Genomic DNA, 12,498 nt, shown 5'->3' with positions numbered 1-12,498 from the left:
CTGTACCGTGCGTTGCAGGAGGAGGTCGGCGTCCTGGTACTCTACTTTACCGGGCCTCTGTATGCCTCGACTTTCCTGGCGTCTCCATCTTCCACGTCCTGCGTCCGAAGATTTCATAAGCCTTCCTCTGACTGACAAACTCGGGTCGTCACGATCTGTTTCAGCATCCTGACAATCCTTGCGGAAAGATCGTTCAGGAACGTATCGTATGGAATCAGGTGATCCACAAACTGAAGCAGTTTCATATCCGCATGATTTTAATCCTTCACAAAATACGTTTGACTGTAATCGTATGCTTTTCATGTCAGTCTGGTCTTGAACTGGCGGTTGTAGATGGCACCAAGTTCTGAAGCCTGGGTACGGACGCTCTTCAAGCGTGAAATGGGGGAACGTGACGGTGCCGCCGACTTCAAGTGCCACGAGGGCAGGGCGAATTTTCCATGTTTTCTGCCATAATTGTTGGATGTTTAATATTTAATGTTTAACTTTGCCATCAATAAATGGGAGTTTTAATGCTCGCAAAATAACATAAAAAGGTTTATATAGCCAAATATTTGTTTGATGTATTTGATTTAAGGTTCAATTATTGATTTAATCTTATGACAATAGATATAAAAAAACGTGCATGTGGGAGAGGCCATCGACAAGCGTCGCAACGAAATTGGGCTTAGCAAGTCCGAGCTTGGGCGCAGAATCGGTGTCCCCCAGCAGCACATCAACCGCATTCTCGAAAGGGGAACAATGGAGACCAACCGCCTTTTCAAAGTAAGTGAGACACTGGGCTTCAATTTCTTCTCCCGTTCTGTCCCGTGCAGCATCAGATTTCCGCATACCTTGCGGCGGTAACACTGGACGGGAATGCAAACAACAATATCGGAGATACCGAAATTGCTGCACAATTGACAAAGGAACAAGCTGTCGTAGAAAGCCAAAAGGAGACCATCAAACTCCTGAAAGAGCAGATAGACAGCCTGAACGCACAGATAACGCGTCTTGATTCCAATCTGAAGGACAAGGATGCTATTATTGAATTATTAAAAGAAAGGAGGTAATACCTATTAGGTTATTTACCAGTATATAAAGCGCATGCTCCATACAGGTAATTCATAACTATAATCTCATTCTTCTATTTGTATGATATACTTATCGCATACATAAAACTCATTACGTATTGAGAATCAATACATACTTACAGTGGCGATCGCTACAATAGAGGAATGAAAAAGTCTCAAAATAATTGCTCAAAATGTTCTCATAAAAAGACAACACATACTCTTTGCATACGCAATGTTGTTAAAGTATTGATTGTCAAACCTAAATTAAAGCGGCGCAAGCTGCTATTGAAGAGTAATCGCCATATTTCAAACAAAATTCAGTCTGAGGTCTCAAAACACATACCAAACACATACAAATGTGTTGGAAACTCCTGATAATCAACTTATCGAAAGAGGGGCGCAGGCAGCAATTGAAGAATGATAATAAGCTTTTGATAGTATTTAATATTAATAGGAAAAGGATTTGCTCTGAGAGTAAGTCCTTTTTTTAAAAGTATACTAACTAGGGAGTATTTATAGGGATAAAATTATCAATTAAGGATGAAAGAAATATAACAGAGGGGCTTTAAAAAGGTAGTTATACGATACTTGCTTTTACGTTCATAGTCTCTAATTATAAAAAACTAACAAAAAAATTGTTTCATTAAAAAAAGAAATATACTTTTGTAGCTGAAAAACAGCCCCATATTTATATGGGGTTTATTTGTTTAACTAAAATAAAAATGAGATGAAAAAAGGATTATTAGTATTATTTGTATTATTGGCCACTTTGGCTGTAAAAGCACAAGGAGTTTATGTTGGTGGATCTTTTAGTATTTGGCGTGCAAGTACTGAAAACTCTACATCCTTCATGATCGCTCCGGAAATTGGTTACAACTTTAATGAAAAATGGGCATTGGGAGCTGAGTTAGGTTATTCACACGATTATTTGAAGGGAGCATATATTAATTCACTGTCTGTTGCTCCTTATATTCGTTGGTCATACTACCAGAATGATATTGTGCGTTTGTTCTTAGATGGAACTGCTGCAATCGGTTTTAATAAAGTAAAAGACAGCGATACTACTAAATTTGGTCAGATTGGTTTAAGACCAGGTATTGCCGTTAAACTGAATGATCATTTTTCTTTTATTGCTAAATATGGTTTTTTAGGTTATCAGAAAAATGTGCATTCTAATGGAGATGCTTTTGGACTTCAACTCACTAGTGAAGATCTTTCCATCGGTTTCCATTACGAGTTCTAAACTATAAATAAATAATAAAGATAGGAAAGGGAGTTCTCCAAAATGGGGAATTCCCTTTTTTATGTATAAACTCTATAATTAATAGCCATATTAACGAAAAAGTTGTTTAATACAGGTTTCAAAAATACATTTGTATTGTTTAGTAGTCAGGCAATGGCCTTAGTATTAATTTAAAACTTAAAATTATGAAAAAGAGTGTTTTATTTATTTTATTTGCACTGATTTCAGTAGCAGGTTTTTCACAGATTACAGGATGGAATGCCAAAGTAGGAATGAACTTTAGTAATTATACCGGTGATCTTGATTTGAATGCCAAAGTTGGTTTTAAACTTGGAGGAGGTTTTGAATATGCTTTCAATGATACATGGTCATTGCAACCTTCTTTATTCTTAAGCAGTAAGGGTGCAAAGAAAGATGGAAATAGTATTAATGCTATGTATCATTGAAAGCATATTCAAAACCTCCTCCAAGTTTAAAACCAACTTTGGCATTCAAATCAAGATCACCGGTATAATTACTAAAGTTCATTCCTACTTTGGCATTCCATCCTGTAATCTGTGAAAAACCTGCTACTGAAATCAGTGCAAATAAAATAAATAAAACACTCTTTTCATAATTTTAAAGTTTTAAATTAATACTAAGGCCATTGCCTGACTACTAAACAATACAAATGTATTTTTGAAACCTGTATTAAACAACTTTTTCGTTAATATGGCTATTAATTATAGAGTTTATACATAAAAAAGGGAATTCCCCATTTTGGAGAACTCCCTTTCCTATCTTTATTATTTATTTATAGTTTAGAACTCGTAATGGAAACCGATGGAAAGATCTTCACTAGTGAGTTGAAGTCCAAAAGCATCTCCATTAGAATGCACATTTTTCTGATAACCTAAAAAACCATATTTAGCAATAAAAGAAAAATGATCATTCAGTTTAACGGCAATACCTGGTCTTAAACCAATCTGACCAAATTTAGTAGTATCGCTGTCTTTTACTTTATTAAAACCGATTGCAGCAGTTCCATCTAAGAACAAACGCACAATATCATTCTGGTAGTATGACCAACGAATATAAGGAGCAACAGACAGTGAATTAATATATGCTCCCTTCAAATAATCGTGTGAATAACCTAACTCAGCTCCCAATGCCCATTTTTCATTAAAGTTGTAACCAATTTCCGGAGCGATCATGAAGGATGTAGAGTTTTCAGTACTTGCACGCCAAATACTAAAAGATCCACCAACATAAACTCCTTGTGCTTTTACAGCCAAAGTGGCCAATAATACAAATAATACTAATAATCCTTTTTTCATCTCATTTTTATTTTAGTTAAACAAATAAACCCCATATAAATATGGGGCTGTTTTTCAGCTACAAAAGTATATTTCTTTTTTAATGAAACAATTTTTTGTTAGTTTTTTATAATTAGAGACTATGAACGTAAAAGCAAGTATCGTATAACTACCTTTTTAAAGCCCCTCTGTTATATTTCTTTCATCCTTAATTGATAATTTTATCCCTATAAATACTCCCTAGTTAGTATACTTTTAAAAAAAAGGACTTACTCTCAGAGCAAATCCTTTTCCTATTAATATTAAATACTATCAAAAGCTTATTATCATTCTTCAATTGCTGCCTGCGCCCCTCTTTCGATAAGTTGATTATCAGGAGTTTCCAACACATTTGTATGTGTTTGGTATGTGTTTTGAGACCTCAGACTGAATTTTGTTTGAAATATGGCGATTACTCTTCAATAGCAGCTTGCGCCGCTTTAATTTAGGTTTGACAATCAATACTTTAACAACATTGCGTATGCAAAGAGTATGTGTTGTCTTTTTATGAGAACATTTTGAGCAATTATTTTGAGACTTTTTCATTCCTCTATTGTAGCGATCGCCACTGTAAGTATGTATTGATTCTCAATACGTAATGAGTTTTATGTATGCGATAAGTATATCATACAAATAGAAGAATGAGATTATAGTTATGAATTACCTGTATGGAGCATGCGCTTTATATACTGGTAAATAACCTAATAGGTATTACCTCCTTTCTTTTAATAATTCAATAATAGCATCCTTGTCCTTCAGATTGGAATCAAGACGCGTTATCTGTGCGTTCAGGCTGTCTATCTGCTCTTTCAGGAGTTTGATGGTCTCCTTTTGGCTTTCTACGACAGCTTGTTCCTTTGTCAATTGTGCAGCAATTTCGGTATCTCCGATATTGTTGTTTGCATTCCCGTCCAGTGTTACCGCCGCAAGGTATGCGGAAATCTGATGCTGCACGGGACAGAACAGGGAGAAGAAATTGAAGCCCAGTGTCTCACTTACTTTGAAAAGGCGGTTGGTCTCCATTGTTCCCCTTTCGAGAATGCGGTTGATGTGCTGCTGGGGGACACCGATTCTGCGCCCAAGCTCGGACTTGCTAAGCCCAAGTTCGTTGCGACGCTTGTCGATGGCCTCTCCCACATGCACGTTTTTTATATCTATTGTCATAAGATTAAATCAATAATTGAACCTTAAATCAAAATACATCAAACAAATATTTGGCTATATAAACCTTTTTATGTTATTTTGCGAGCATTAAAACTCCCATTTATTGATGGCAAAGTTAAACATTAAATATTAAACATCCAACAATTATGGCAGAAAACATGGAAAAAATTCGCCCTGCCCTCGTGGCACTTGAAGTCGGCGGCACCGTCACGTTCCCCATTTCACGCTTGAAGAGCGTCCGTACCCAGGCTTCAGAACTGGGTGCCATCTACAACCGCCAGTTCAAGACCAGGACTGACAGGGAAAAGCATACGATTACAGTCAAACGTATTTTGTGAAGGATTAAAATCATGCGGATATGAAACTGCTTCAGTTTGTGGATCACCTGATTCCATACGATACGTTCCTGAACGATCTTTCCGCAAGGATTGTCAGGATGCTGAAAACAGATCGTGACGACCCGGAGTTTGTCAGTCAGAGGAAGGCTTATGAAATCTTCGGACGCAGGAACGTGGAAAGATGGAGACGCCAGGGAAAAGTCGAGGCATACAAGAGGCCCGGTAAAGTAGAGTACAGGACGGCCGACCTCCGCCTCCTGCAACGCACGGTACAGGACTATCTTGATAACGGACAAACGGGAAAAGAATGCGGAAAGGAACCGAAAGGGTAAATATTTTTGTGGCTATATTGAAAAAGCAGTCCACTCCGGCAATATAGTCACGGCACAGTCTGTTCGGGGTGGTGTAAACCGTATAAATATATCGAACATGAAAGAGTTGAAACCTACCTGCGACCCCGAAGGCGTCTATTCGGCCAAGCGGACCTGTGCCGAACTGGGTATAAGCCATAAGACACTCCGCAAGTATCGGGATAACGGCTACATTACGCCGCTTAACCCGAACAATCCATGCAGACCAAAATTTTCCGGGCAGTCCATCATCGACTGCTGGAATCTTATGAAGACATTATGATCAGCGAATCCACCATAAACAAAGTCAGGGAACTTGCGATAGAGGACGTTCTCAAACCTTATGTCAACCTTACAAGGAAAGGCTCGACACTGATGGGGCTTTGTCCTTTCCATGCGGAAAAGACCGGATCGTTCGCGGTATCCCCACACAGGAACCTGTTCCACTGCTTCAGCTGTAACCGTGGTGGCGATGCGATCACGTTCATCATGGAAAAGGAGAATCTTTCCTTCATTGAAGCGGTCAGGTTCATAGCTGAAAATAATAACATCCCGCTGGAATACACAGACGAGGAACGTACAGATGAACAGGTCGCAGAGGCAAAGCATAGGGAGTCCCTGTTGGCGGCATTGGACTGCATACAGAACTATTTCCTTGAAAACCTGAGAGCGGGAACGGATGAAGAGTGCTCCCGGGCACGTGAATATGCGTATGGAAGATGGCCGGAGGAGTTCTGTTCCGTGGCAGGCATCGGCTATACGCTTAAGGACGGTTCCGCATTCATGGAGTATTGCCGCCTGAAATCGCTCGACGAGGAAAAACTATTCGAGCTTGGGATGCTCCGGCGTGGCGAGGACGGCAACGTGTATGCCATGTTCCGCCAGCGCATCATGATTCCTGTACGGAACAGGTGGGGACGTATCATCGCCTATACAGCCAGGTATATCGGTGACAACCAGAAAGTTCCGAAATATATCAACTCGGCCACCAGCGTGGTGTATTCCAAAGGTGAGACGATTTTCGGCATTGACAGGGCAAGCCGCCAGCGGGATGCGGACTACTTTATCATCGTGGAAGGTGCGCCGGATGTGCTCCGAATGCAGTCCGTGGGGTATGAGAATACGGTGGCCGCTCTCGGTACGGTATGGACGGATGGCCAGTTCGACCAACTGAAAAAGTTCACGTCGTCCCTATGCTTCATCCCGGATTCGGATGTGGCAGAGAGTAAACCATACGGTCCGGGGTTCGAGGCGGTCATGACAAACGGAGCTGCCGCAATCAGGAAAGGCTTCCATGTGACGGTCAGGGAGCTGCCGTTTGCAAAGGTCTCTGATAATGAGGCTGGAACACAATACGGCAAGAACGATGCCGACAGTTTCATCCGTTGTCGGGAGGATTATACCTCGCTGGCCGAAAAGCATTTCATCATCTGGCTGGCTCAAAAACGTTTCTTTGTGTCTTCTTCATTGGTGGAGGAACGGAAATGTGTCTCTGAAATAGCCGACCTGCTGCGTTACGTGAAGGACCAGCTGGTGTTTGACCAGTGCATAGAACAGCTTTCAAAGCTGCACGGCAAGGTAAAGCTGTGGCGTGATGCCGTATCACAGGCACGGGGTGAAGCCCGGAGGAAAAGCAACCGCTCCGATTCCATGAGCGAGATGCAGCGAGAGGCGGAGCTGCTGCGCCAGTTCGGCCTGTTTGTACGTGAAAACTGCTATTATTCCATCAGCGAGGAGGATGACGAGCCGGCCAGAATATCCAACTTTGTCATGGAGCCGCTGTTTCATATCGAGGACGAAAACAACGGCACCCGTATTTTCCGTATGAGGAACATGTACAACGTCTGCCGTGTCGTTGAGCTGAAGGAGTCCGAACTGTGTTCACTAAGCAACTTCCAGCAGAAGGTCGGTTCACTGGGCAACTATGTATGGTTGGCCAAGATAGACAAGCTCAACCGTGTCAAGGAATACCTCTATTCAAAGACTGACACGGCGGAACGTGTCCGGAAACTGGGCTGGAATGCGGCAGAGGGTTTCTTTGCCTTTGGCAACGGCATATTCGCCAGCGGCTCGTTCATGGCTGTCAATGAACTGGGTATTGTCAGGGGTGATAACGACAAGGCTTTCTATATCCCGGCCACCTCCAAAATCTATATTCACAACCAGGAAATATTCCAGTTCGAGCGGCTGATGGTACATGAGAACCGCAACGGGGTAAAACTGTATGATTATGTGTCAAGGCTGTCGGAAGTGTTCGGAGAGAATGCGAACGTCGCTTTCTGCTACCTGCTTGCCACCCTGTTCCGTGACGTCATATTCAGCCGTACCCGCCATTTTCCCATACTCAACCTGTTCGGCGAGAAGGGAACCGGCAAGACCACGCTCGCCACCTCCCTACAGTCCTTCTTTCTGCACGGGGTTGATCCGCCCAACCTGGGTGTCACCTCCGTTCCTGCCATGAACGACCGTGTATCGCAGGCAGTCAATACCCTTGTCGTGCTGGACGAATACAAGAACGACCTTGACATCCGCAAGATTGCCTATCTGAAAGGACTGTGGGGCGGCGGCGGACAGACCAAGAAGAATACGGGTACGGACGGGATGGCGGCACAGACCATCGTCACTACCGGCGTGGTGCTTTGCGGTCAGGACAAGCCCACGCAGGACATGGCACTCTACACCCGTGTCATCTTCCTTGCCTTCTCGAAAACCTCTTTCAGCCAGGCGGAGAAGAAACATTATGAAGACTTGGTGGCTCTCTGTAATTTGGGGCTGACACACCTTACATTGGAGATACTGAACTATCGGGAGTTGTTTGAGAAGAATTTCCCGGAAATCTATTCCATAACCAAGCGGGAATTGGCCACGAAGTTAGAGAACGAAACCATCCATGACCGTATCTTCGGCAACTGGGTGATTCCGCTGGCTGCTTTCCGCACGCTGGAAACAGTGATAGATGTACCTTTCACTTATACGGAGCTGTTTGAAACGGCTATTAAGGGCATACGTAATCAGAACGAGCTGGCCCAGGAGAGTTCGGAGATTGCTGACTTCTGGAACATGCTTCAGGGATTCCAGACATCAGGGAAGTGCATCGACCGGGTCCACTACCGTATCCGTTATATGAAATCGTTCCGACCTCTTTCTGTCAGGGAAGACATCGAGTTCAACGAGGCCCGTCCTATTCTATATCTTAATATGGCAGCCATAGCCTCCCTGTTCAACAGCCGGAACATGAACGCCACGGCCAACCGCTCGAGCTGGTCCACCATCCTGTCGTATCTGAAATCGCATCCGTCGTATCTCGGTCTGAAACAGGACCGGTTTACGATCCTGTCTCCGAGTGGTCTGCCGGAATATTCTATTGACATTGTCAATGGCGAGCAGGTCAGAAAGGTCAAGGTAAACCGTCCGAAAGCATTGTGCTTTGACTATCAGCAATTAAAGGATGCGTTCGGACTTGAACTTGAAACGGAAGTAATAGCGGACGCTGGAGAGGAATAGTACAACTGTATTATAACGCACGACTGTTCGTTTTCAAGAAATAAAATCATGGTAAAAGCATATAAATCATTAAACATTTAGTTAAATGGCTAAAGATTCAGTACCTTTGCATAAATCAACAACACCAGAATTAATGATAGAGGAACTATTCATAAAATTATCTCAGAAGGGAGAGGATTCCTGTACCGAATATAAGACTTGTACGGATAAGATTTCAGATTCCCTGTATGAGACCGTATGCTCATTCTTGAATCACAGTGGAGGACAAATACTAGTCGGGGTCAAAGATAACGGTGAGATTGTAGGAGTAAATCCGGATAAGGCAGATGCTCTGAAATCTAACATTATCACGTCAATCAAGAATCATGACTTGTTTTTGCCTTGCCCATATTTTTCTCCACAAGTTATGGAAATAAACGGGAAGGTTGTCATACTGCTTGATATTCCTTGCGGTCAGTATGTCTACCGCTATAAGGGCAGGTTTTGGGACAGAAACGGGGATGCGGATATTGATATAACGGACCACCCTGAATTATTGCTTTCGCTTTTCGAAAGAAAGAACCCGCATTTGTTTGAAGAAAGGAAAGTTGATGGCCTGAAAATGGAACATCTTGACCATGACACGTTCCAGTTCTGCCGAAACATTCTTGCCGTAAAGAAACCTGGACATCCTTGGCTGCAGCTTTCAGATGAAGAAATACTGATACATACTCGTCTGGCAAGGGAAAATATCAATACCGGAGAGTTGGAACTTAAATATGCAGCACTTATCCTGTTCGGTACAGAGTATGCGATAGAGGATTTTATGCCTCGTTATCGTTTCGAGGCACTATTTCACATGTGCACCTATGAGCAGTACAATGACATGCGGCAATTTCCCAACCGATATGACGACCGTAAGACATTGCGATGCAACCTTATCAGAGTGTATGATGAATTGACCAAATTTACCGAACGTTATCTGCCGAATAAATTTTATCTACCGGCAGGCTCTACCCAGAGAGAAGATTTGCGTTGGGACTTGTTCCGCGAGATTGTAGCAAATCTTTGTGTACATTCCGATTACAGTATAGGCTATGCCTGTTTTTATCATGTGTTCAAGGACCGTGTTGTAACAAAGAATCCTACAAGGCTGTTACCCGAAATACCTGAGGGCAAACTGACTTTGCAGCAACTTAATAACTATACAAAAAATCCATTGCTGGTTAGAGTGTTTCATGAACTTTCATGGGTTGAGGATATGGGATCAGGAACTCGTAATATCTTACGCTATGCGCCTCTCTACTACCCCAACTATAAAGTTGAGATTAACAATGGGTCTCAGTTTATATTTTCCATAACTTATATGGATATGCCTGAAAAAGACGCTGAAAATGTCAGTCAAAGTCCGAAAATGTCACCCAAAGGTGTTGAAAATGTCAGTCAAAACATAGAAATGTCACCCAAGGACGCTGAAAATGTCAGTCAAAGTCCGAAAATGTCACCCAAAGGCGTTGAAAATGTCAGTCAAAACTCAACGGCATCTACAGAAGAATTGGACGATGAAGATATGACTCTACAGTTGAATACAGATACAAATAATAAGAATATACCAAAGAAACATAAGCGTCAGCAGGGAATTGTCAGCCTTATCAAACGGAATAACCAAATAACAGTAGAAGAATTAGCTGCAAAACTTGATGTCAATGAAAGAACCATTTACCGAGATCTGGAAGAATTGAAGAATGTAATTAAGTATATTGGTCCATCAAGAGGCGGGTATTGGACGTTCTTAAAATAAACATTATAAAAAGTCATCCTTAGTGATGGCTTTTTTATTGAAATACATTCACCCCTTATTTCGTATGGAATTACGACGCAATAGTTCCCGTAAACCCTATTTCCTGTTATGGACTTTTCTTCCCATACACTTTCAGAATATAATCTGCACATATTTTCATGTTGACAGCGTTGACAAAGCATAATACATTTAGTACCAAATAGTTTATATTAAAAATCAGCGTTGACAAACGTTGACAAAGGTAGCCACTTTCAGAAAAGCCCAAGATATTTGGAGCCAAAGGTTGACAAACCACGATATACTATTTATTTCTTCTTTTAATAAAGAAAAAGATAATATATTGTATGATAGCAGCTTATGGTAAACCTTGTAAGATACGTTTGACGTTGGCTCCCTTGTCAACGCTGTCAACCTCTAAATATATGCCCTTCTTATTTTCTTGTAATGCTACTTCCGCAAATGCGGTCTTAAACATTGCAGCATTTGATAGCACATATTCCTTGAAAATCCCATTAAATATCTGATATTCCAATATCTAATGTGTTGATATATATGTATTCCGATTTTATCTTTATGGCAAAACGAAGTAGGATATGGATTTACACAAGTTGTTTTTGGAAGTTCTTCCCGGTCGGACGTACTCCGTCAATGAGGCCGCACGTTATTTGGGTGTTCACAGATGTACGGTCTATGCCTATATTAGTCATCCAGAAAGGCCTTTACCTTTTGTGAAGATGCAGGACAAAACGAAACTCATGTTTCGTGGAGCAGACCTGATAGCTTATAAAGTTGCCGGTCTCCCGAAGAAGGGGCGCAGACGGAAAGACGGTAAGGCCGGATGCCACTGACGCTTTCCGTTCCGGTCAATTTAGCCAATGGTGCGAAAACGGACTTTTACCTGTTGCCTTCGACAAGTCGCAAGCAAGAAGCCACGCCTTTGTGCGTATATCATCCATGTCCGCAACGGCTTGCAGGTAGCGTGCCGGGGGCATCGCCCCCGACTTTATCATCCACTCCCATGCGCACATTTCGGGGGTGATGGCATCCACGAAGGATTTTATTTCTTCCACAAGATTTTCCACCTTGTCATCTTTCATTCCGACGGTGAAACAGAACTGAACACCGCCAAGTGTTTTCCGTCTGAAGTCGAAACATCGGATTCCGTTTTCAGTTCTTGTTGACACATTCCAGCCGTTCACGGTTGCAATGCGGATAATCTGCCTGTCTGTCATTTCTGTATGATTTTTGTTATAAAACAAACATAAGGTAGCCTGCCATGTTTCTATGAAACATGGCAGGCTGCTTGCAAGTAAAATCTTGATTTTATGCTATTCCTCTAATTGCGTCAAGAAGGTTCTCCACCATTTTCTCTGCCGCTTCCATATCTGCAAGCACGTCTCTCATACGGTAAGGTGCTCCGTTCTTTCCATGCCCTCTGCTGTCAAGCCACAGATAGGTTTCCTCGTCCACATCGAAGCCCTCGTAATAGTTTTCCATGTCCGTTATCAGACTGTCAAGGTCTTTGTCTTTCATCGCTGCCGTAAAGGAAAAGTCTTGCCCTGCCGGAGTGAACTTTGAAAACTCGAAGATGACTATGCCGTTCTTCTGTCCGGCATCCGCACTTACATACCAGCCGTTCGCTTCACTGCACCGGATTACCGTATCTATTCTGTCTTTTTTACGCATATTGTATTCTGTTTTGTGTCAGCCGTAGCGGTAATCTACGGCTT

11 protein-coding genes and 5 pseudogenes are annotated in these 12,498 nt (G+C 42.2%); 9 read left to right on the top strand and 7 right to left on the bottom strand.

Translation table 11 applies throughout. From position 1 onward, the window contains the following. Together EJF25_RS24040 and EJF25_RS26020 are read right to left on the bottom strand one after the other, a co-directional pair. A pseudogene (locus tag EJF25_RS24040) lies at positions 1-245 on the bottom strand (hypothetical protein); the annotation flags it as partial. Positions 246-265: 20 nt separating this feature from the next. Further along, positions 266-454 (bottom strand): annotated as a pseudogene (locus EJF25_RS26020) (hypothetical protein). A 167-nt stretch (positions 455-621) separates the two neighbouring features. On the opposite strand from EJF25_RS26020, the pseudogene EJF25_RS24035 reads away from it, so the two are divergent. From EJF25_RS24035 to EJF25_RS24025, 3 genes and pseudogenes are all read left to right on the top strand, one after another. Then, positions 622-1,052, top strand: a pseudogene (locus tag EJF25_RS24035) (helix-turn-helix transcriptional regulator). Between the two features lie 730 nt (positions 1,053-1,782). Next, entirely contained in the window at positions 1,783-2,298 is a 516-nt protein-coding gene (locus tag EJF25_RS24030; RefSeq protein WP_125043215.1) for an outer membrane beta-barrel protein, read from the top strand. Positions 2,299-2,483: 185 nt separating this feature from the next. After that, positions 2,484-2,738, top strand: a pseudogene (locus EJF25_RS24025) (porin family protein); the annotation flags it as partial. Here the strand turns inward: EJF25_RS24025 and EJF25_RS26800 are convergent. From EJF25_RS26800 to EJF25_RS24015, 3 genes and pseudogenes are all read right to left on the bottom strand, one after another. Then, a pseudogene (locus EJF25_RS26800) lies at positions 2,734-2,892 on the bottom strand (porin family protein); the annotation flags it as partial. The pseudogenes EJF25_RS24025 and EJF25_RS26800 overlap by 5 nt on opposite strands. A 206-nt stretch (positions 2,893-3,098) precedes the next feature. Continuing rightward, positions 3,099-3,614, bottom strand: coding sequence for an outer membrane beta-barrel protein (locus EJF25_RS24020; RefSeq protein WP_125043215.1), 516 nt, complete (start codon positions 3,612-3,614; stop codon positions 3,099-3,101). A 729-nt stretch (positions 3,615-4,343) separates the two neighbouring features. Continuing rightward, positions 4,344-4,796: a helix-turn-helix transcriptional regulator gene (locus tag EJF25_RS24015; protein ID WP_125043213.1), complete on the bottom strand. Its 453-nt coding sequence runs from the start codon at positions 4,794-4,796 to the stop codon at positions 4,344-4,346. Between the two features lie 146 nt (positions 4,797-4,942). Between EJF25_RS24015 and EJF25_RS24010 the strand changes: the two genes are divergently transcribed. The 6 genes from EJF25_RS24010 (at position 4,943) to EJF25_RS23985 (ending at position 11,616) form a co-directional block, all read left to right on the top strand. Continuing rightward, a complete protein-coding gene (locus tag EJF25_RS24010) occupies positions 4,943-5,134 on the top strand; it encodes a hypothetical protein (RefSeq protein ID WP_125043211.1) in 192 nt (63 codons plus the stop codon). 20 nt (positions 5,135-5,154) lie between these two features. Beyond that, complete coding sequence (locus EJF25_RS24005) at positions 5,155-5,466, top strand: hypothetical protein (protein ID WP_125043209.1); 312 nt, start codon at positions 5,155-5,157, stop codon at positions 5,464-5,466. A gap of 97 nt (positions 5,467-5,563) precedes the next feature. After that, the gene (locus tag EJF25_RS24000) at positions 5,564-5,767 is read left to right on the top strand and encodes a hypothetical protein (RefSeq protein ID WP_022161819.1); all 204 of its coding nucleotides are present in this window, start codon (positions 5,564-5,566) and stop codon (positions 5,765-5,767) included. Then, positions 5,764-8,988, top strand: a complete 3,225-nt coding sequence (locus EJF25_RS23995) for a DNA primase (RefSeq protein WP_125043219.1) — start codon at positions 5,764-5,766, stop codon at positions 8,986-8,988. The genes EJF25_RS24000 and EJF25_RS23995 overlap by 4 nt, the downstream gene beginning before the upstream one ends. A gap of 85 nt (positions 8,989-9,073) precedes the next feature. Beyond that, positions 9,074-10,768 (top strand): RNA/DNA-binding domain-containing protein, encoded by a 1,695-nt coding sequence (locus EJF25_RS23990; RefSeq protein ID WP_235016910.1) that lies wholly within the window; start codon positions 9,074-9,076, stop codon positions 10,766-10,768. Positions 10,769-11,361: 593 nt separating this feature from the next. Continuing rightward, the gene (locus EJF25_RS23985; protein WP_370685688.1) at positions 11,362-11,616 is read left to right on the top strand and encodes a helix-turn-helix domain-containing protein; all 255 of its coding nucleotides are present in this window, start codon (positions 11,362-11,364) and stop codon (positions 11,614-11,616) included. Positions 11,617-11,631: 15 nt separating this feature from the next. Here EJF25_RS23985 and EJF25_RS23980 read toward each other — a convergent pair whose 3' ends face one another. Together EJF25_RS23980 and EJF25_RS23975 are read right to left on the bottom strand one after the other, a co-directional pair. Next, complete coding sequence (locus EJF25_RS23980) at positions 11,632-12,000, bottom strand: hypothetical protein (RefSeq protein WP_125039925.1); 369 nt, start codon at positions 11,998-12,000, stop codon at positions 11,632-11,634. Positions 12,001-12,091: 91 nt separating this feature from the next. Continuing rightward, entirely contained in the window at positions 12,092-12,454 is a 363-nt protein-coding gene (locus EJF25_RS23975) for a hypothetical protein (protein WP_125039926.1), read from the bottom strand. Positions 12,455-12,498: the final 44 nt, after the last annotated feature.

Origin of the sequence: Bacteroides faecalis (assembly GCF_003865075.1) — a bacterium.
GTDB classification, from domain to species: Bacteria; Bacteroidota; Bacteroidia; order Bacteroidales; family Bacteroidaceae; genus Bacteroides; species Bacteroides faecalis.
The sequence above is the reverse complement of the archived record's forward strand: the minus strand, read 5'-3'. Positions and strand labels throughout refer to the sequence as shown.

Bases quoted from the DNA above. Each gene is read 5' to 3' on its own strand.
- EJF25_RS24030 (WP_125043215.1), top strand. From the start codon at position 1,783: ATGAAAAAAGGATTATTAGTATTATTTGTATTATTGGCCACTTTGGCT.
- EJF25_RS24020 (WP_125043215.1), bottom strand. From the start codon at position 3,614: ATGAAAAAAGGATTATTAGTATTATTTGTATTATTGGCCACTTTGGCT.
- EJF25_RS24015 (WP_125043213.1), bottom strand. From the start codon at position 4,796: ATGACAATAGATATAAAAAACGTGCATGTGGGAGAGGCCATCGACAAG.
- EJF25_RS24010 (WP_125043211.1), top strand. From the start codon at position 4,943: ATGGCAGAAAACATGGAAAAAATTCGCCCTGCCCTCGTGGCACTTGAA.
- EJF25_RS24005 (WP_125043209.1), top strand. From the start codon at position 5,155: ATGAAACTGCTTCAGTTTGTGGATCACCTGATTCCATACGATACGTTC.
- EJF25_RS24000 (WP_022161819.1), top strand. From the start codon at position 5,564: ATGAAAGAGTTGAAACCTACCTGCGACCCCGAAGGCGTCTATTCGGCC.
- EJF25_RS23995 (WP_125043219.1), top strand. From the start codon at position 5,764: ATGATCAGCGAATCCACCATAAACAAAGTCAGGGAACTTGCGATAGAG.
- EJF25_RS23990 (WP_235016910.1), top strand. From the start codon at position 9,074: ATGGCTAAAGATTCAGTACCTTTGCATAAATCAACAACACCAGAATTA.
- EJF25_RS23985 (WP_370685688.1), top strand. From the start codon at position 11,362: ATGGATTTACACAAGTTGTTTTTGGAAGTTCTTCCCGGTCGGACGTAC.
- EJF25_RS23980 (WP_125039925.1), bottom strand. From the start codon at position 12,000: ATGACAGACAGGCAGATTATCCGCATTGCAACCGTGAACGGCTGGAAT.
- EJF25_RS23975 (WP_125039926.1), bottom strand. From the start codon at position 12,454: ATGCGTAAAAAAGACAGAATAGATACGGTAATCCGGTGCAGTGAAGCG.